This window comes from Collimonas silvisoli, assembly GCF_018305005.1.
Classification (GTDB): Bacteria; Pseudomonadota; Gammaproteobacteria; order Burkholderiales; family Burkholderiaceae_D; genus Collimonas; species Collimonas silvisoli.
In genome coordinates, this window is the sequence record NZ_JAGQEG010000095.1 from 1 (window position 1) to 21,250 (window position 21,250).

The following is a 21,250-nucleotide window of genomic DNA, read 5'->3' on the forward strand; positions in this document are numbered from 1 at the left end:
ATTACAACTCGGTTCGCCCGCATAGCGCCCTGGGGCAAATGGCACCGGACCAATTCCGGGTATTGCATCACAACGAAAACAGCGAGATTACTAACTTGCGATTGGTGCACTCAGCGGGGTAAGGTCAGGCTTATCATGAAATGCACGAAAACGCCTCAGCTTTTTGCGTCATACCACTCCAACAAACATGTAATACCTCCGATAGTGACATCATACCTATCGAAAGTGTCCATCACGCTGGGGGAAGGCCATAACATTCTCTCCCATACTTAGCCCCCACGATTCTGAGGGATTGAATCCAACTTTTACTTTCCCGATCTCGAATAGCCAAAAATACCGCCTATCAAAAATTGGAGGAATAAGAAAGTGCACTGTCATTTCCCGCTCCAAGCTTCATGTTTAACTGGAAAATAAAGGAGTCAGAGTCGAATATCCATTTGGGAATATTCGACTCTGTCCCTCTACTCTCAAAGTAAGCTACTTGCGAATTTAGGTACTGACTTAGGCGAATTGAGGTGGAATTCAGTGACATTGGCCCTGCCCCCGATTCCACTATCTTTTATTTACCAAACCCTAATATCTTTCCAGTTTTCGATATATTAATCGGAAGATTTCCAGCAAGTAAATAGGAAGGATTCTCAGTTTTCAAATACATCTCTGACTGGTAATGCATAAGCCAATAATCTCCGCAATCCTGGATATTTTCCATCGATATGACCCATCGATCACCCACGGGCGAATCATAAGGACTACGTATTACCTCGTTTAGATGCTGTTCAGCTATAGCAATGGCAGTTTGTTTAGTTATTTCGTTCATGGCGAACCTATTTTTTTCACCGGCATAAACAATAATCGGGAATAAGAAGATGGATCGGCAACTGTACCTGATTGACCATCCAGATATCTAATGACCCCATTTTGATTGACCACATTAAAAACATGCCCAACAGTCGACCCAACAGGTGGGAAACCATATACGATCCCAGTAGCACCATTTCCTTGCTGGAGCAACGATTGATCAATAGTCCCGGCTGTCGCTGGTTTGAAGGTACTTCCAAACTGCGATTCAAGTACTGAAATACCCGTCGGAATACCTGGCAATGCACTTGCGGGATTGCCCCTTAGCGTAGCGTCTGTAGCAATTGCGCAATTTACACAATTATTATCACCACCGGTTGGGTTTACATTCCTAATACTACCTGCTGGCGGAACTACGTCACTACTGGATCGAACAAGGTTTGGTGCCTTGGGCAATTGAAACCCAGCTGCAGATGCCGCTAATCCCTCCACTGCAACGCCCAACTGAGAAGCATAATAGGCGTCCTTGTTTGAGCCTCCGAAAGCGTATGCGGCTAGACCGGCGATGCCAGCGAACGGGCTACCCAGCATGTTATCCAGCGTCACAGCACCCATGCTTGGTTGTGCAGCCGATTGCTGAGGTGTTGTAGTGGCGACCGCCGTACCGTTCACGTACTGAACAGTATTGCCCGCCATAGTTGCCAACGCAGTTTGAAACATACAACTAGCCGACGAAGGTGCGGCGCATGCACTGGCCAAGGCAGCGTCTCTTGTCGCCGATGTGCTTTGCAACGCTTTCGCGTCCGAGCATGCGCCAGGATTCGACGGCGAACAATTTTTTTGATCTTGTGCGAGTTGCACTGCCTCTGAATTTTGCCCAGGCAACCAATAGACGTGGTTCAGCCAGTTATTCAAGGTTTCGTTCTGAGCCGCGGTCATCGCCCCCTGGATGTTGTAACCAAGTGCGCTGGCAATGCTCCCGCCCGCAATCGAGGTAATCGCAGTCAGCGCTGCGCCTGGAATATTGCCGTTACCATCGATGATTGGATTAATCAGCGCGCCGCTCGCGCCACCAATTGCGCCACTGGCGCATCCGGTCCCTTCGGCTGTGCTTGCTGCACATCCAAGAGCCGCATGCGCTAGAACATAACCAGGCGTTCCCAGCGCCAGCACTGAGGAGCTATCTAGGCTCGCGTTGCCGATCGCATAAGCACCCGCCGCTGCCGCCGAGCCAACTAAACTATTCTTAAGCGCTGTCCCAAAGCTGCCGCCTTCAATGAGGGTCTGTACCCCGGCACTGATGGCGCTGTCGGCGACGACCGCACCGATTCGGGTTCCTATGGAGGTCGCCGTCGAAGCACCAGCTTGCGTCACGGTACTGCCTGTCAAACCATTGCCGACGCTTTGCGCGCCCCCCAGATTGGCAAGACTGTTCGGATCGTTGGCCTCGCTGGCAACGCCTACGCTGCCGTCTGCATAGGTAATACCCGACGTCAGTCCTGCCGTGAGACCGCCAACCGCACCAGCCTTGAAGGTTTGCCCTATGTTGAGATTACCTGTCGTTGCCAGTTGGGTAAATGCACTACTGGACATGGCCCCTATTGCACCGGCAATCGCCACATTCGCAAAGCCGCCGACTGCAAAGGCGGAACTGGCCATGATGCCGCCTGCGGCTGCGGCTTCGGCAAAGGTGGCACCGGAAGCAACCGCCTCAAGCATCGTCACCGCCGCTGCTTGTTCCATCGCCCCGATAGCTGCTGCAGCAGCGCCTGCGGTAACAATACTCAACGCAATCGCCGCCGCAATGATCACAATTTGTTCTGTCGGATCGGCTTTCTTGGTCTGTACCCATTCCTGATGGATATGGTTTTCGGCAGTGCTTTGGGTAAAGTCACTACCAAGCTGCTGTTTCAGGTTATCCAGCAATACCTGGCTTCCGGCCTGGCTTACCGTGCCGTCGGCATTGAGTTGCTGGAACTGGCCACTGATGCTATTGACGCGATCAACATTCAGTTGATAGTTCGCTGCCGACATGAAACCGCCCGGCTGGATTTCGTCGCCGGTTACCTTGGTATAGCCTTGCTTGTCAGTGCGGTAGGTCTGTACGCCGATATCGGCGTTGCGCGCCTCGTTGTTGAGTTGCTGCGCGTTGATGATCAGTTGCTGGGCGCTGATGTAGCCGGTGTTGGTGACCGTGCCATTCGGATGATCGGCGTCGCCGGTGCCAGTTGCTGTCAGCGTGACCTGATTACCCTGGATGACGCCGCCGGCCAGCGCACCCTGTGTGGCTTGTGGCAAATAGACCTGGGGCATCAAGGCATTGATGGTGCCGCATTGAAAGGTTCCCGTTGCGGTGCAACTCGGATCTGGCACGGTCTGTTCGACGTACCACAGCATCGGCTTGGTCAGCGCATTGATCTGCTGCTGAGACAACGCTTGGCCCAGCTGGATATTGTTTTGGGTCGCGTAGTTGATCGCATTGCTGTACAAGACTGCTTTTTGCTGATCGGCCAGGCTGACCTGATTCTTGCTGTCCCATTGCACACCACTGACGAAGCTGGCGTTGCCGGTCTGCGCCAATGCGGCCTGTTGCAACTGCTGGCTTTCAGTAAAGGGATCGAAATAGAACGGTACGCTGCCATTCGGCTGCAATGCCGCGGGCAGGCTGTTCAGCAAGACCTGCGGCGTCAAACCATGCAGTACATTGCTGGCCGGATTGGTGATCACGTATTTCGGATCGTTGACGCTGATCTGCGCCGATAGTCCAGTTTGTCCTACTGGAGTTACAGCCGTGAAATGGAAGTTGCCATTACCAACGGCCGTTGTCAGCGCCGTGCCAAACACCTGACGGCCAATCACTGCATCCAACATGCTGACGTTGCCGCTGCTGGCAGTGGCCACTTGCGCTGGGATCTGCCCCTGGGAAGGCAGGCTCGCATTCGTATTGAGTTGCGCCGTAACACCGCTAGCCCCTGCGGCCTGGCTGGCGCTATTTTGGGCGTTCGTTGCCGTTACCGGCACGCCAATCGGGCCGAGCGCAATGACGTTCTTCGGGTTAGTACCCGCCGGCGTCATGACCTGCGGATTGGTATAACCGTTGGTGATGTTGCTGCCGGTCAGGTTGACCTGGTAGCCAGTGATGGTACCGGTGTTCTGCAATGCGGCGTACTGGCCGCCCTGGCCGTTGACGTTCAGACTGCCGGCTGCCTGGATGATGCTATTGGATTGATTCGGCGTATTGTTGTTGACCGGATCGTTCTCGCGCACATGGTCGCACCCCAAGATCCCGCAGTGATTTTCGACATGGCTGTGATAACTGGTGACTGCCAGCACGTCGGCGTTGTTGTTCAGGGCGCTGGTGACCGTGATATTGGCATTTTGTCCTGCATTAATGAGGCTGCCGTTGTTATTCAGCGTGGCGCTGTTGATCGTGACATTGCGCGCGCCATTGATGACGCCCGCCTGTGTCGTTTCGGCTTGTTCCGTCACACCAAAGAAATCCTGGTTCAGATCGGCGACGGTCTGCCCGGCAAACGTGGTTTGACGCGATTGTAGGCCGACGGTGCCACCGCTACGGACATTATTCAACGTCGCTGCATTGATGCTGATGTCGCCCTTCGTGGCCTGGATTGTGCCCGACTGGTTACTGACGGTGCCCGGGCTGGTAATGCTGACGTTCCCCAGGGCTGCCAGGTTGGCATTGTTATTGGTGACGTTGCCCGCGGTGATCGTCAGGTTGCGTCCCGCCACGATGGTCGCCGGATCCTGCGTGATTACAATACTCTGGGACAGGGGATTGAAATTGTCGCTGGTCGAGAATGGTCCGGTCGGATTGGCCACTACCAGGCTGCCTTGTGTGACCACGTTGTAGCTGGTCTCGCCCTTGTTAGTCAACCCGGCGACATTGAAGGTGATATCTCGGCCGGCGACGATATTACCGGCATTGACCAGGTTGCCGCCGCTGATGCTCAGATCCTGGTTGGCCACAATCTGGCCGCGCACACCCAGCGCCGTGGTGGTACCGCCGGTGCTCGGCGCCACAATGCTGGCCACCGGGATCGGCGTCAGTGTCGCCGGCAAGACGTTCGACGTGCAACCGCCCTGCGCCTCACCTGGACAAGGCGCATCATGTTGACCGACGACGCTCGTGCCCAGCGCGATCACCTGTGCCATGAAACTGCTGAGTTCCGCCTGATTGACCGAGGTGCGGGTCTTGGACGTGATAATCGTATCGGAACGGCCATTATCCAGACTCTGTACATTCAGCACGACATTCTTGCCGCTGATGGTGCTGCCGCGATTCGATAAGGTGTTGGCGGTAATGCTGGTCTGGTTGCCGGCGGTGATGAGCCCTTGCTGGCCGTTGGTCTGGCTCTGCACCGTTGTTTGTACCGTCGGCAAGGCCAGTATCTGCGTTGTTGACGGACCACTGTAGAGGTAATTAGGATTGTCACCGGCAAAGTACCAGGTGCCCGTCGGCCCCTCCATGGGTGCCTCGGTCGCCTTGACCGTGCCCGTCGTCAAATTGGGGCTCAAGTCACCCAGAGTGACGTCTTGCGGGACATAAATAAAGGACGGACCATTCGTACCATTGGAGTTGCCGTCGGAGACGAGGACCGGTTTGGTGCCGACAACGGTCGACAGCAACAAGGTCGGGTCACTGATGGTGGTGGTCGTATTCTGCAGATCTACAGGCGCTGCGCGATTGTTGTTGACGGAAGCCGCGGTGATGTTGACGTTGTTGGCTGCCGTGATGCTGCTACCGACATTGGTCAGGCTGCCTGCCAGCGTAGCATTCACATCGCGGTTGGCTACCGTGGTGCCGCCAGTATTGTCGTAACTGGCGCCGGACAGGTTGACATCGCGCACCGCTTCGACCTTGCCAGCGTTAGTGACGGTGCCGCCCAGATTGACGTCACGGTCGGCGTGGATCACCCCGCCGGCCTGATTGGTAACAACACCGTTCAAGGTGACGTCGTTACCGCTGATGACGCTGCCGCTATTCGTGAATGAAGAACCGCTGATGGAAATATCGCCGGATTTCTGGATCGTGCCGGTATTGGTAAAACCGTTGGCCGCCTGCAGGTTCAAGCCCGATCCCGGCAAATTCCAGTTGCCGTTCACGTTGATCGATTGCGCAATCAAGGTCAGCGTACCGTTCAGATCAACTGTGCCGAAGCTTGCCGCAGTCGGATCGATACTTTGATTCGGCAGTTTCAGGGTGACATTGTTGGCCGCGAGGATCTGGCCGCCGGTGTTATTGAAGCTACCCGTACCGCCATTCACGGTCAGGCTGACATTGCCGGATGCCGGCGCGGCCGCTGCGGCTGCGCTGGTGTCGCCGGCGAACAGCAAGCCGCCTTGATTGGCGGCGAAGATATTGGTGGCCAGGTTCAGGTTATCGCGCGCCAGCAGCGCACCGCCGTTGTTGTTGATGCTGTTGGTGGCGTTGATATTGGTGTTCACACCATAGATCGTGCCCGCATTGGTCAGATTGGTGGCATTGATCGTGGTGGTACCCAACGATTGCAAGGCCGCACCGGCCTTGTTCACGGCTTGCCGGGTCGTGACATTCATATCCCCTGCCGCCAGCCAGTTACCGTTGTTGGTGACGCTGTTGGCGCCGTTCAAAGTGGCGTTGCCTTTGACGACACCGACGTTATTGGTGGTCAGGCTGTTGCCGGCTGTGGCCGTCAGGTTGCCGCCGATGGCGTTGACCGGATGCGGATTGGTTGCGCTGATGCTGCTGGCGCTGGCTGTACCGCCCAAGCTAATGTCAGCGCCGGTCAGATTGGCATCCTTGCCGACAGTCAGCAAGCCGCCGCTCAGGCTGAGGTTGCCTTGCGCAGTGGCTTGCAGTTTGCCGCCGACGTTCAGATCGCCGCCGGTGCCGATATTGGCGGCCGTCAGGGTGGTGTCGCCGAGGCTGGTCGTGACGCCGATGAGCGCCAGGTTCTGGCCTGCACTGGCCGTCAGGTTGTTACTGGCGCCGATCGTGCCTTGTGTCGTCAGGTTTCGGCCGGCGCTGAGGCTGACATTTTGCAGGCTGTTGACCGCGCCAGCCGCCACCAGATCGGTGCCCGCGCTGGCCTGGATGTTGCCGCCCGTCGTCGTCGCGCCATTTAAATTCACATTCCCTTGCGCGGCGGCCAGCGTCGCATTACCCAGGACCGTCGTTGCACCCAGGGCCAGATTGCTGCCTGCGGTCGCATTCAGGTTACCGCCGACGCCGACCGTACCCGCCAGCGTGACATTCTTGGCGGCGTTGAATGTGGCGTCCTTGGTAAACTGGGTATTGCCGTTGCCTGTGATGCTGCCACCTGCGGCAAGCGTCCCTGCACCGTGCCCGGCCAGGCTGCCGGCCACATTCACATCGCCGGAAGTTGCTGTGATTGCCGTATCGCCGGCGACCTGTGTCGTGCCGCCCAGAGTGGCATTATTGGCTGCACTGACTTGCAGACTGTTTTGCGCGGTGACATCGCCACCGACGGCCACGTTGCCGTGCTGGCTTTGCAAGACGGCCGCGTTTTGTGCATAGACCTGACCACCTACATTGAGGTCGCCGCCGGAGGTGGCGTTCAAGCCAGACAAAGCCAACACGCTGCCGGTCGTGGTCAAGCTGCCGTTCTGCGCGGTCAGGTTCGTGTCGCCCAGGGCGATGACCGTGCCGCCGACGCCCAGATTGCGCGTAGCATTCAACGTCGTCGCGCCATTGGAGAGCGTACCGCCGGTGACATTAATGTCGCGTCCGGCGTTGACCTGCAATTTGCCGGTGGTCTGGGTCTGACCACCCAAGATGGCGTCATTGCTGGCTGTGACAGTCAAACCACCGCCGCTGGCATTGCCGACCACGGTCGGGCCGGACAGACTGACGTTAGTACCTTGCAAGGTGGCGCTGCCGCCAGTGTTGCCGCCGACAGTCAAGCTCGCCAGCGACACATTCTGACCGGCAGTCGCAGTCAGGCTCCCACCCGTTTGCAGTGCTCCGCCAATGGCGATCGCCTGCCCTGCCGTCAAGGTGGTGTCGGTCAGCGCCGTCAGCTTGCCGGTGCCGGTAATATTTTGTCCTGCCTGCACTTGTGCCGTACCGCCGGAAGTCAGATCGCCGTTGATTGCGACGCTACCGTGGGTGGCAGTGAGGCTGGTGTTGGCGCCGGCTTGCGTGCTGCCGCCCAAAGTGACGTTGTTGGCGGCTGTCGCACTCACTTGCTGTTGCGCCGCCAGCGACCCGCCAACATTGATGCTGCCGTGTTGGCTTTGCAGCTGGGCGTTCTGTGCCGCATAGACCTGGCCGCCCAGATTGGCGTCGGTGTTAGCCAGGACGTTGACATTGCCGCTGGAGCTGACCACGTTGCCCGTGGTGGTGACACTCCCCTGCTTGCCTTGCAGGCTCAAATCACCGACCGAGCCGGCAATACCGTTGATGGTCAGATTGCGTGTGGCAGCCAATGCCAGCGCCGTGGCGCTGGTAATGCTGCCGTCGATGGTGATATCGCGTGCGGCATTGATCGCAGTCTGGTTGGGCGCGGTGACGCTACCGCCCAAGATAATGTCGCCGGTACCGTCATGTCCCTGCGCGGTCAGACTCAACGCATTGCCGGCCTGGACTTTACCGCCCAGGTTGATCGAGTTACCGGCTGTAGCCGTAATGCTGTTGTCTGCAATCGCTCCGCCGGTACCAGTGATATTGCCGCCGGCTTGCAGGTTGACGTTTTGATGGGACTGCATGCTGCCGTTGACTTGCACATTGCCATTGGCTGCGATATTAAGGCCTTGCTCGCCCAGGCTGTCGCCATTGGCGATCACGTTGCCGGTCGACGTAATGTCGACGCTACCTTTACCGTAGGTGGTGCCCACCCGGACATCGCCGTTGGCGTCAATCGACAGCGCACCGACACTGGAGGTCAAGCTGCCGTCGTTGCGCACGCCGAGTCCCTGGCTGGTGCCGATGACCTTGATCTGCCCTGCCGTCATGGCGCCGAATGCACTGGCGTCGATTTGCAGATTATTTTGTGATGACGTGTTGCTGGCAGCCGTATTGGCGCCGTTGCTGCTCACCTGGTAGTCGCTACCGGCCCTGCCCTGTCCTGGCTGGGCTTGCGCGACGACCTGCTGGCCGCTAATCAGATTGATTTGCTGGCCGGCGTAGAGTGGCGCGTTGACGCCGATGCTGCCAGCGATCAGGTCGATCGCACCGACCGTGCCTTCGATACCAGCACCAGGAGTGCCGTTTGCACCGGGCGCGCCTTCGATCTGAATCCGGCCGCCTTGCACGTTATAGGACAGTGCACTAGCATTGTCGAACGATGTGGCGGTGCCGCCCGGACCGCTCAAAAACTGCGGTGTGCCAGTCGTCAGCGTAATATGCGGCGCGTTGACAAACCCGCAGCTGGTGCAATTCACGCCATTCGGATTGACTACGATCACCGAGGCGGGTGCGCCGAACACTTCGATGGTACCGGCGATATTGCTCGGACTGCCTTGCGCGGTGACCTGATTGATAATCTGGGTCGCGGTGCGACCGTTCAAGAAAGGATTGGCCGCGACATTGCCGCCCAATAAACTCCCGCCTGCGGTCAGGCTGTTGTTCAAGATCAAGCCAACAGCGTCGACGTTAAAAGCACTGTATTGATTCAACGAGATGCCGTTGGCGTTCGGCTGGGTAATATTGACCACCGGCACAGCGCCGCTAGGACCGCTAGTACTAGTGACTTGCGGTTGAAACCGGATCGGTGCGTTAGGGTCGGTGATCGGCGCTGCTACAGCGCTGTGCAGACCAAAGTGCAAGGACGGCAAAGCCGCTTCCGCTTTCGCCAATAGCACCCGCGTAATGCCGGGAATGTGCTGCTCCAGTTGCGCTTGCAGCGGCAGCCAGTTGCCACTTTGCTGTGCTTGCAGCACGCCACGCTTCAATTCGCCGGTAAAAAACTGCCAGTCGACCGCAGACTCCCTCGCCTGCTGCAGATCTTTGCTGACGGCTAATTGTGCAGCGGATTGCGTGGCGCTTTGCCAAGTCACCTGCAACGGCGCCAGCCATAATGTCATTGCCACCGTCGCCGCAACGGCGCGCTGCCATAGCCGCACCTGTGGCGCACCGTCTTGCGATAAACCAATGACGCTCTGCGCCGTCGATCCCAATGGATCAATCGATAGCCTACGGCCCGATGTGGTGGATAGACGCGACTGATCCAGACGAGACAGCAATTGACGGAGCGAGCGATGCATATTTTCCCTGACTTATTTTTATTGACGCAATATTGTTGAGGCTGTGCCTGGGCGGCAGATACCGCCGCTAGTCAACACCCTCTGTACAGCTCTGGCTTCTCTGCGATGAGGAACCGCTTCAGTTTTGAATCCTGTGTTTCCGGGCCACGTCGTTGAGCCTGGAACAGCACCACTTGTATGCTTCCAGTATCAGTACGCGCAAAAGTGGAGTGAGCGACAAACAGATAAAAACCGCCCAAAAGAAATTCGTCTTCAATTCTTACTCCCTTGTTGCTGTTTCGTGTCCCGCATTTTCTTGATAGTGCCTGTGGTATTTCTGGTGCTTGTCATCGTGGCGTGGTGCCGTCCAGCCGATCTACTGGCGACACGCAGAGCGCATCAACGTTTCTGCGGATCGCATCTCCAGCGACAATTTCTTAAAAACCATTCTACAAAACGCCCTACCCGACAAAGAAAGAAGTTCCCGAATAATCGGGCGATTTTTCAATTGTTTGCAAACCGTTGTGCACTGGCCACTGCTTACGTTTGTCATGCATTGTCAAGTCACGACAAGTCGTCTGCCTATTTCGTACGCACCTGGTTCGAGGCAACGGGAGTCAAGATGACGCGAAGAAAACCATAGGTGAACATCGCCGACAACACAATCGCCACTACAGCGATGCGAATAGTCCCGCGCAAAGGCCGGCCGGATCTACGGTTCCGTTCTTCTTGCTCAGAGCGCCGGAATGCCTCATAAGAAAACCCATTGACGCCACGCAGGCCGGTTGGATCGTTTTTCTTCATAACGGCAATCCGTATCTTCTTCTAGATAGTTGTCCGTTACTGCTCAATCTTGGCTTGCTTGACCAGGTTGCTGACGACCGCAACCGTCGCCTTTTCCAAGGCAGCGGCTTCCTGCTGCTGACGCAATACCGCTTTCACCTCGTCATATTGGGGAACCAGTGTTGGACGTACCTGCTCCAGCTTCAGAATGAAATAGGCGTTGTTCCAATTCACCGGCGTCAAGGTCAACCCGCCGGCCGGCAATGCGGTCAACGCCTGCGCAATCGGCAGCGGCAGATTCTGCGTATGCCCTTCCTGGGCCGGCGTCTTGAAGCTGATCCAGTCGAGATCACCGCCGCGCACCTTGTTTTGCGCCAGGCTGACTTGCTGCGCCAGTTGTGCGAAATGGGCGCCCGCCTTCAGTTTGGCCAGTACGTCGGCCGCTGCAGCCGCGTCAGCTACTTGAATCAGACGCGATTTGTATTCCTTGTCGCCCAGACTGGCGACGATGCTGTCGAACTGTGCCCGGACTTGCTGTTCAGTGACTGGTGCCGGCTTGATGATATCGCGCAGATACAACTGGGTAATGGCCGCATCCTTGGCCTCTTGCATGGCTTGCTTGACTTCTGGCCGGCTGTCATAGGCGTGCGTCTTTTCAGCGTCCTGACGGAACAGCTCGCGCGACACCAATTGATTTTTCAAGGCAGCACGCAAATTCGGGCTATCAGGCAGTCCGGACTGTTGGATGGCACGCTGCAATTGCGCATCGGTGACGGCAACATTGTTGACCTTGGCGATCACGCCTGGTCCCAGGTTGCTGGCTGGCGCGGTAACGGTCACTGGCGCAGCGGCGGTTTGTGCATAGACTGCTGGTGCTGCGACAGCAGCAGCGAGGCTGCACGCGACGAGTAGCGGTTGCAGTTGGCGGTATGTGGTTGCGTAAGACATGGCGTTTCCTCTTTACTTTGAATTGCAAAAATCAATAAGACCAGTTCAGGCTGGCAAGTAACAACGTGCTTTTGGGCTGTGGATTGTCCGGCTGCACCAAGGGGCGCGCCAGCAGCACTTCGCCGCTAAAGCGTTGCTTGCCGACGGTGGCCTGCATGCGCGCACCGAATCCGGCGCCGACCAGGTGTTGATAGACGCCCTGGGCGATCAATTCAGTGCGTCCCATATCCAGGAATACATACGGTTCGACATGAATCCCGGCGAACTCCGGCCCATTGACCCAGGCCACGTCATTACGCAAGGTCAGGCCGCGGTCGCCGCTGGTGCCGCTGTTATCCTGGAAACCGCGCACCGACGACATGCCGCCGGCAAAAATCTGCTCGGAGCCGAACAAGGCTTGCTTGCTCCACTGCGCGTTCAATTGCGCGCGCCAGTTCCATGCGGTTGCGCCAAGCTTGCCGACCGGCAGGGACAAGGTCGCCGTGGTATCGAGCTTGGTGAACTGGCTATGGGCGTCGCCACTCTTGATGTCCGCAGCATCCGTGCTGGCATCCAGCGCATGCAAGCCTTGCGACAGACCGACATCCAGCGTCCAGCTCGCCTGCTGTTCATTAAAGGCAAAGCGGTGCAAGGTATTGGCGGCGACGCGTAGCACTGTTAAATGCTGTGGATCAAGTTCCAGATCATTGACATTGCGCGCAACCTTGCGCCGCGAGAGAGTCACGTCCAGGGCGTTTTTGACTGCCTGGCTGCGTGACAGCACATAGTTCCAACCGAACGTGTGGCTGGTGGTGTTGCCATACAAGAGCGCCGTATTGCCGACCAGATTCTGATATTCGGAAATCGCACCGGTATAACTGAAGGTGCTGTAGCCGATCGGCAGCGATACGGAACCAACCAAGGCGTTGGTGTCGAGGCTGCCGCTGTAGCTGAGCGAGAACATTTCCTGCAAACCCAGTAGATTGTCGGCCTCGGCGCTCAGATTGGTGCGCACCAGGCCAGTCTGGTTGCTGCCGTAGTTATCGACGCCGACGTTGTACCAAAAGCGGTCGCCGGGCTTATTATTGAGGGCGACGATCGAACTGCCGGGCGTCGATCCCGGCAGGATTTGCATCTCTGCTTTATTGCGGCGCAGGCGATTGATTTGCTCGACGCCCTGCTCCAGATCGGTCAGATTCAGCGTCTCGCCGACTGCAGTAGGCATGGCCAGCAATACGCCGCGGTCGGTCAGCCAGCCGCCGCCCCGCAGCGGGCCGGACGCGACATAACCCTGCTCTGTCGATAATGGTTGACCGTTGAGCCTGATTTCTTCGATCTTGCCGGGAATGACCGTGATGATCAGCTTGCCGTCCTTGAGATTCTGCTCACCCAGATAAGCACGCGTGGTAATCAGGCCGCGCGCGACAAATGCTTCCGTCAAGCGGCGCAACAATAAATTGATGCGATTGCTACCCAAGTGTTTGCCCATGAATGGCCGGGTAATCTCTTCCATTTGCGCTGCCGGCAGCACGCTATTACCGACCAGGTCGATATGATCGATCCTAAAAGTCGGCTCGGCATCCGGCAGCGATTCGATATCGACGCCGGCCGGCAGTGTTTGCAGCGGTGGTTGCGTGACCGTGATCTGTGGCGGCGGCTGATTCAATGCGCGCTCACGCTCACGGTCCTTCTGCTCCTGCAGCAAACGCTGCCCCGGATCCTGCTCAACTCTGGGCGTCTGCTGCGCCCAGGTCTGCTGCGTGGCGGCCGCACCGATCAATAACAGGGCTGACGCCAGTGTCGAATGCCGCAAGCGCGGGTAAAAACTGTTTCGCATCATTCGCCCTTAGTGCCACAACCAGCTGATCAAGCCGAGATGACGGTTAATCGTAACGGGATCATTTTGGGGATTCTTCAATGTCAGCACGCCGCCCGTCGCGGTGACGCCGCCGCCGGCGCTGAACGATCCGCCATCGATGATTTCCTGGCCGTTGATGACGATCTTGCCGACATTCGCCATCCAGCTACCGCCGACATCCATCGCATACAGCTGCGCCCAGGTGTCGCCGAACCAGGATTTGAAGCCGCGCGACTGTTCATAGGCCCGGTATCCAAGCACGCCCTGCGCCAGCACGGTCGGTGCGGTCACAGTCAGGTTGCCCGCCGCTGCGGTGACGGTGCCGCCGATGTTGCTGGCGATGGTTCCGGCGGTAATCTGAATATTGTTACCCGCGCTGATGTTGCCGCCGACGCTCTGCACCGTACTCGATGCGCTGCTGTGGCAAACGATCAGGCAGCTGCGCTGGAACTGCGCTTGCCCCGAAAACAGCGCGGAGTTCTGAAACGACTGGGCTGCGTTGATCGTGATGTCGCTGGCATTGTTGGCAAGGATCACGCCTCCCAGATTCAACACATTACGGCCGCTGATGGTGGTTCCTGCGTAAGAGACCAGATAGGACAATTGATCAGGACGATCCAGTTGGCCGTAATCGACAGAGAAATTATTGGTGCTTTTAGTGAAAATCAGCCAGCGCGTGCCCTGGCTCTGGCTGGTTTGCGGTTGTTCGTTATTGCTGCCGGCTTGCTTGTCGACGATGTTGCTGACGTCGCCGACTGCGGCAACGTGCAAAGCACCATTGGTCAGAATACGACCATAGTGGTTTTCGATATTGCCCTTGGCTTGCAAGTTCACATCGTCATTGACACCGAATACAGCCGCCAGCGTATTGGCGTCCGGCGATTGATTCAGGATATTGCCGCCGGCGGTCAGCGTGACTGCCCCGAGCGAAGCGCTATTGGCCGCGTTACGCGTATTGCCTTGGATCAGACTGCCGCTATTGAGAATGTCCGCGCTGCTATTAATGACCACGCCGCCATTGGTGGCAACGACGGTAGCGCGCGCGGCGCCATCGTTTTGTAGGGTAAAGCCAGCGCTATTGGTGGCGATATCGGTCGCCGCCAGCAGGTCCGAGCCGGTGATGCTGATCGGGCCGGCCGTTTTGACGGTCACCGCGCCGCCTGTCGATTGCAAGGCGGCTCGTTGCAAAGCGCTGCCGTCCGGGCTGTGCAATGCGGCCAGTGTCAGGCTGGAGACATTTACGATGCTCCCCGCCGTGCCATTGATCTGCGCCCCGGATAGTTGCAATGCGCCTGGTGCTGTAATGGTCACAGTGCCGCCACTCGAATTCACTTGCGTTGGCGCTGCCGTTTGTCCATTCCAGCCGGAAGTCAAGGCGACGCTATCGGCGTTGATCAGCACATTCTGTTGCGCATTCAGGGTGCTGGCGTTGACTTGCAGCGCGTGTCCCTGATCGAACACGCCAATGCCGCCGGTTGCGGTCAAATTGCTGTTGACGATGGTTGTGTCAGCCGTGGAGGCATTACCCTGAACACCGAGCAGGATATCCCCGCCTTTGGTAATTTGCGGATTGCCGGCGGCGACAGTGGCATTTGTCAGTTGAATCGAGGTCGACCGCACATCGACGTTGCCGCCGGCTGTCAGCGACGGATTACCATTCACGCCGGGAGCCGCACTCAGTCCTGGCGCTGCCACAATCAGATTTCGGGTTGCAGCAATGGTGCCGCCAGCGATCTGCACATCGCCACTAGCCAAAATCGAAAAATCGCCGACATTGGCAAGCATCGCACCGGCATGATGGACGCCGGCGCCCTGGTCGGTGACAATCAGTTCGATGCGGCCAGCGGTCAAGCTGCCCAGCGGGGTAATGTCGATCGCCGTGACGGCATTCTTGGTATTCGGGGAAGTGGTCGTGATCCAGGGGGTGATATTGTCGGTGGGCGAGACACTGCTATCGATCTCCGCGTGGCTATCGCCCACAACGGCCCGGATCCCGGCGGCACTACCGCTGAACGAATTCACCACTGGCCCACCCACTACCAGGTTCTTGGCGATCAGCTCCAGATTGAGCATGGCGCCGCTCAAGCCCTCGGGGCCGATGACAATCTGGCCCTGATTGGTATTGAGGACAATATTGCGCTGGGTCAGGCCCGGTGCTGGAACGAAATCATTGAACGACACCTGCCCCGTTGTCAGGGCGACGTTACCGGTATTGACGAACTTTCCGCCATTGACCGTGATGCCGTTAGGATTGGCCAAGATGACATTGGCGCGCGGTCCGAGAACAGTAATATCGCCCTGGATCAGGCTCGGATTCGTGCTGGTGACCTGGTTCACGATATTGCGCGCGTTGACGCCGACGTTGTTCAGACTGGCGCCAGCCTGGCTCACATTGAACAGGCTATAGGTGTTGTTCGAGACGCCTGAGATTGCGGGGGCAATGTTGACGGTTTGCCTGCCGTTGGCGGCCGTGCTGACCGTAGTCGCTGTACCGCCATCGCTGACAATGCCTGCCGCCCAGCCCGATCCGGACGTACCCAGCCACAAACTGATCAACAGCGCGAGCGGTTTGCGGCGCGCCGTTCCGGTCACGATGGCCTGATGGCCATTCGTGAACTCCCCATGCTTCCCCATTGTTGCTTTCTTTGTAAATGTTGCAATTAAATTTGCTCGATTTTACAAAGTAGCATTCTATTTATCTACAGAAACTCTTTGAAACATGTACTACTTTGCAATCTTTGACACATTTGTGGTTAATTGGCATCAAAAAGGCAAGGTTTCACTCTCCAAACACAAGCAAAAAACGATTACGAATCGCTAGTCTCGGTATCAAGAGCTACCTTGCCGGGATCGTGGAAGACCTCAAGGCGGACCGCCTCCTGCGCTAGGCGTTCGGCATCGCTCATGCCAAATGCCGTGCCACAGGCTGGGCAGCACAATCTACGTTCGCCGGTGGGCATATATCCCACAAAATGTTTCTCACCATCGACGCCGCAGCGCGGACAACGGATATGCGGACGTGCCTTGATCCCCAAACGCACTTTCTTTGCCCAGTTTTGGATGGAGACGATATTGACCCCAAGACGTCGAGCCGCTTCTAGGTACGGAATTTGCTGGGATAGCAGTCGAATAAACAGGGGAAGTTTTGCGGCACGCAATCGGAACAACGGTGTACCCGCCACGCGATTGAAACTTTGCTTACATGTCCGGCAGGCAAAGCGCGGTAATGGATGGCATCCATGTGGCTTTTGCTGCAGGATCGTACGCGGCGACCGACAATATGGGCAAGATGGTGGGTGCAGACTTTTGGAGTACACCTCGGCTAATTCCCGTTCCAGATAAGCCGTCAACGCCTTATCTTCGGTATCAGCAAACTCGCTCCTCGCTCTTTGAACATGCGGCTGGTCAATCAGAAATTGGCGTCCTGTTGACGTTGTTGCTTGCGATTGTGAAGGGACTGGCAGAGCACCGCTTCTGGCAATGATCTTCTTGAGCGCTTCTGGATGAGGTTTTGCGGCAGGAATGCCGAGAGACTGCCGACGCAGGCGGACCTGTCCATGGCTGAGACCCAGTTTTTTTGCAATCGCTGGATCTGTATCCGTTCCCAGCAGTGCCTCTCTCTGCTTTGTCCACGTCAGGGAAGCGATACTGAAAGGAGCGATTCCCAGCTTCCGACGGCGCTCTCCAACAGTCTCAGGAATGCACCCCAACTTCGCGGCAATCGTCGCATCTGGTGCGGTGCCAAGCAACGCATCCATCTCGGCAGTCCACTTCACAACAGCGTTACCGACCTGGGCAATCCCCAGTTTGCGACGACGATTCCCGACGCTTGGAGCAGGGATCCGTAACTGCGCAGCGATGACTGGATCTGGTGCCGTCCCCAGCAAAGCGTCCATCTCCTTGGTCCACTCCACCCAAACGACAGCCGTATTGAAAGCCGCAATCCCCAATTTGCGACGACGCATCGCGACACTTTCAGGGAGTATCTGCAATCGCGCAGCAATCGCCGCATCTGTCGTCGTCCCCAGCAGGGCATCGACCTTAGCAGTCCAAACAAACGGGGGACGGATACGCCGGGGAGTCGATGCAAGACGCTTTTTAGGACGAGAGGTGATCATCAATACCCATAGAGTTCTGCACCATCATGATTGGAGAAAGGGAATTTTATTAAAACGACCATTTCTGGACGAATCCGGCTGAATAACATCTTGCGCCTCAGAAAAACACACGCAAGGTATGTCACGCCAAGCAGAAAACACTGTCGCAAAGAGAATGATTAGGGTACGCGAGCAAATATTGTGGTCACCGTCACCTCGTTAGGCCGTAGCACCCCAGGTGTCGAGGGCGGCATGAACTTGGCCATGTCTTCTTTTCGCTGCATGACAATCAGATTTAGGCGCTCAGCATCCACTCGAACTTGCTTGACCGTGATAGAGCCGACCTGAATGGCGAGGCTCGAGTCAATGATCACCTGTTCGATTTGGTCGGTTCCGACCCAACGATAAGTGCCGGTCGACTTAGTATTGGGGCCTAACACGGTCCAAGTACCATCGGTTCGAAACTCAGCAATGGTATCTCCATTGAAATGCTGTGGAGCTAGGGTCTGCCCGTCAAGCACTCGGACGAGCGCAATATGGCGCCACTTTCCTACTATCAAGCGCTCGGCGGTGGATTTGGAGGATTCTTGGCTCAGTACACTTGATGGGATGAACCCAAGCGTGTCAAGGAATAATAGAGCGACAAGATATCGTGATGCGTGCATATTAACTCCTAACATGTTTTATATCGCAAATTTACAATACAAAATGACTAATGGTCTCTAAAACTCTCTATTGAAGCTACGCTTGAATACCTAGTCAGAGAGGTATGAATTACCTCTCTTATATATAACAACATATTGGCCGTTGCCCCCCCAACCGTTTAAAGGCAGGTGGTCAATGCGCACCTCTGCCATTGACACATCATCAATGCACACGGTAATTTTTTCCTTGATTGAGTAGATCTCTTTAGGATCATCGTCGAATGCCATCCCTTATCCCGACGAAGACTCTGCTTTATCTCCGGTTCGTCCCGTCAACGACCAGCAGCGGGTAACAAGGAGCGATCTGATGACTCAGCTACAGTAACGCATCGTTACGCCGTCATGCAAGAACGGGACTCGGAGTACTCAGACCTCAGTAGTAACAGAGCGCACTACCTAAATTGGGTGGCGCCACTTCAAATTTTTGACATTGAAGCACTTACGGAGAAATCCATGGTCGAGTAGCGAAATCTGTCCAACAAAAAATAACGTTCTAATGTGGAAAAAACAATTGAGGAGTAATATCAACATTTCCTTATGGCATTAATTGTTTATTTCTACGGATGTTGAATTGACCAGGGGGGAGATATGAGCTTGCTTTCACTTGCAAAAGGTACATTTTCGGTCGCTCTTGAATCTACGCGGGAGGGCGAACTGGCGCAGAAAATAGAAAAAACCATGAATGATTTGGCCGCAGTAGATATGGACTTCCGGCTAGCCGTATCTGAGGTTTTCCTCAAACAACGCGCGGAATTACTTACTCAAAAAACGACTTGGTCAACGGATATGCAGGCACGGGTGGGACGAGGGCTGCAAGTTTCTTCAGAAAAAATGAGCCGTCAGGCCAGTAATTCTAACGATGAGGTGACGAGTTATGGATTATGGCTTGCTGGCGCATGGCTTGAGGCCGGAGCATTAAAGTCAGAAAGCGCTCAAATAGCGCACTTCGTCCTTGAAAACATGACTAAAGGCCAACTAAACATCGGACCACCCGGCGCATTTTTTTAATTCCGCAACTTACGTGGCCTCCGGCCTTACTACCGGGTACACCAGGTTTCTCGCCTTTATCTATCTATTTCGTGTACATGGTCTTCCCATCGACTCGATACGGTTGTCGAATACTATAAAAAATAGCTATCTAAAAATCAATAAAAATGGGGGAGTTATGCGGGTATCAGGCATTTTCATCGCAATTATCTTTAGTTTTCTTGGGGCCGGCTGTTCACACTTAAACTTACGTCCAGAAATAGATGAAGTTGGAATATCCGATCCGAAAACAAATTTCTCTGAGCAATATGCGGTGCTTGAGGCTCGTATTCTCAAATTCAATGACAAGTGGCAGAATTTAGAAAGAAAGCAGTGGTCTCTTGCTGAGACGACGGCGGTAGGAGGTGGTGCCTCAGTTATTGCCATTGCAGCACATGCGACCCCCTATGCGGTAGCAGGCGCCGCTGTTGCTGGCCTCGCAGGAATTACTGATAAGTTCTACGGTACGGACAAACAAAATTCTGCATGGACGAAAGCTTCTCATACTCTTCAATGCATCCGAGCATTTTCCTCGACCATCAACGTCGCAGGGGATGCAGCTCTTGAAAAAATTCAATCGCCCGAATTCCCCGACTCTGAAACTGCTGCGCAATTTACTTTGCGCGTCCTTAAGGATGCGATGTGGACGGTTGATCGTACTTTGGAAGACAGATTACGTATTGCTGCCGTGAACACTGAACCTAATTGGAGCGCATTTGCTATAGCTGTTAAGAATGCGGCAAATAGCGCTTCTGCCACGGTGAGCGATACTCAACCGTTTATGGATGCAACCCCCGAAAAAAAGAAAGCTTTTTTAGCTCTTGTCGGACGCTATAAAAGTGACCTTGATTCATGTTTGCAGCAGTTTGGTTCACCTTCGAAGCTACTGCCGCCGATCCAGAGGACTTTTCTTTTCCGCCGCCTAAAGATGAGACATCGGCGGTCAATCTTTGGGCAACACACTACTACGTCCATGCTGCCACGGAAATTGGGACAGGCGTTCCAATCCGTAGTAAATCTGGACAAGCGCTCACAGGCATGCTGAACCCAAGAGATTGGTGCCTTGGCGCCATTGAGGGCACCATTCAAGTATCTGGCATTGACACAGTGAAAACTCTCAACTACGCTGGCGCTGGCGTCAACATGCAGGTTGACTGTGCTGCGGTCCTAAAAATCGATCCGAAACGCAAGCCATGGATTTCTTCGGTCGGAAAATCGTACTTTACTACCGCCAAAGGACCTTTCGGTGACGGCGTCTCAGGGTTCATTCTTGTCCCCTACCGAACAATCGCGGTAGATCCATCACGATTTCCCTTTGGCACAGTCTTGTACATCCCAAAAGCAAAGGGGATAGAGGTCACGGTTGCTCCTGGAAAAACAATCCGTCACGACGGCTATTTTTTTGCCGCTGATACAGGTGGAGCAATCAAGGGGCAACACATAGATGTCTTCTGCGGTGCAACGGCACAAAACTGCTTCCCCGCGTTCATCACAAGTGACAATACAACCGGATTCAAAGCAGTAGTCGTTACTGATGCCTCAGTAATATCGAAGCTGAAAAGCATGCACAAGCCATGATGTACGGACCTGCGATTGAGCGGCAAGTCCAAGGTCGTCTAAAGCTGTTCAGAAACGGGGGAAAACAGAATCGCGGACTCCCTAGAGGACCGTTTGGGCATCGAATCAGAGCGCTTCTTGATCCAATAATACGTTATCGAAGTAGCGCTTCCACAAAACGATCCTGCAGGAGTTCTATCAGGTCGCGACCACTACATATTAAAGATGCACTATCTGTCACCCCATACTTGTTCACCTAAGGGAAACTCAATGGCCAACGCGACTTTAAAGATTTT

Annotated in this window: 10 protein-coding genes; 3 read left to right on the plus strand and 7 right to left on the minus strand. The window is 55.6% G+C overall.

The window, feature by feature from the left end; translation table 11 throughout:
- Positions 1-813 precede the first annotated feature (813 nt).
- The 7 genes from KHU33_RS20980 to KHU33_RS21010 all read right to left on the minus strand — a co-directional run bounded on the left by KHU33_RS20980 (position 814) and on the right by KHU33_RS21010 (position 18,332).
- Complete coding sequence (locus KHU33_RS20980) at positions 814-10,023, minus strand: two-partner secretion domain-containing protein (protein ID WP_211466517.1); 9,210 nt, start codon at positions 10,021-10,023, stop codon at positions 814-816.
- A 561-nt stretch (positions 10,024-10,584) separates the two neighbouring features.
- Positions 10,585-10,806, minus strand: coding sequence for a hypothetical protein (locus KHU33_RS20985; RefSeq protein WP_211466519.1), 222 nt, complete (start codon positions 10,804-10,806; stop codon positions 10,585-10,587).
- A gap of 36 nt (positions 10,807-10,842) precedes the next feature.
- A complete protein-coding gene (locus tag KHU33_RS20990; RefSeq protein WP_211466521.1) occupies positions 10,843-11,733 on the minus strand; it encodes a peptidyl-prolyl cis-trans isomerase in 891 nt (296 codons plus the stop codon).
- Between the two features lie 31 nt (positions 11,734-11,764).
- On the minus strand, positions 11,765-13,552 hold the full coding sequence (locus tag KHU33_RS20995) for a ShlB/FhaC/HecB family hemolysin secretion/activation protein (RefSeq protein WP_230414449.1): 1,788 nt from the start codon (positions 13,550-13,552) through the stop codon (positions 11,765-11,767).
- Between the two features lie 6 nt (positions 13,553-13,558).
- Complete coding sequence (locus tag KHU33_RS21000; protein WP_230414450.1) at positions 13,559-16,204, minus strand: two-partner secretion domain-containing protein; 2,646 nt, start codon at positions 16,202-16,204, stop codon at positions 13,559-13,561.
- A 173-nt stretch (positions 16,205-16,377) separates the two neighbouring features.
- Entirely contained in the window at positions 16,378-17,688 is a 1,311-nt protein-coding gene (locus KHU33_RS21005) for a DUF746 domain-containing protein (protein WP_211466523.1), read from the minus strand.
- Positions 17,689-17,846: 158 nt separating this feature from the next.
- Positions 17,847-18,332 carry a hypothetical protein gene (locus KHU33_RS21010; protein ID WP_211466525.1) on the minus strand — a complete coding sequence of 162 codons (486 nt, stop codon included), beginning with the start codon at positions 18,330-18,332 and terminating at the stop codon, positions 17,847-17,849.
- Positions 18,333-18,959: 627 nt separating this feature from the next.
- On the opposite strand from KHU33_RS21010, the gene KHU33_RS21015 reads away from it, so the two are divergent.
- The 3 genes from KHU33_RS21015 (at position 18,960) to KHU33_RS21025 (ending at position 20,975) form a co-directional block, all read left to right on the plus strand.
- Positions 18,960-19,379, plus strand: a complete 420-nt coding sequence (locus tag KHU33_RS21015) for a hypothetical protein (protein ID WP_211466527.1) — start codon at positions 18,960-18,962, stop codon at positions 19,377-19,379.
- A 103-nt stretch (positions 19,380-19,482) separates the two neighbouring features.
- On the plus strand, positions 19,483-20,442 hold the full coding sequence (locus KHU33_RS21020) for a hypothetical protein (RefSeq protein ID WP_211466529.1): 960 nt from the start codon (positions 19,483-19,485) through the stop codon (positions 20,440-20,442).
- Positions 20,436-20,975, plus strand: coding sequence for a 3D domain-containing protein (locus KHU33_RS21025; RefSeq protein ID WP_211466531.1), 540 nt, complete (start codon positions 20,436-20,438; stop codon positions 20,973-20,975). The genes KHU33_RS21020 and KHU33_RS21025 overlap by 7 nt, the downstream gene beginning before the upstream one ends.
- The last annotated feature ends 275 nt before the right edge of the window (positions 20,976-21,250 follow it).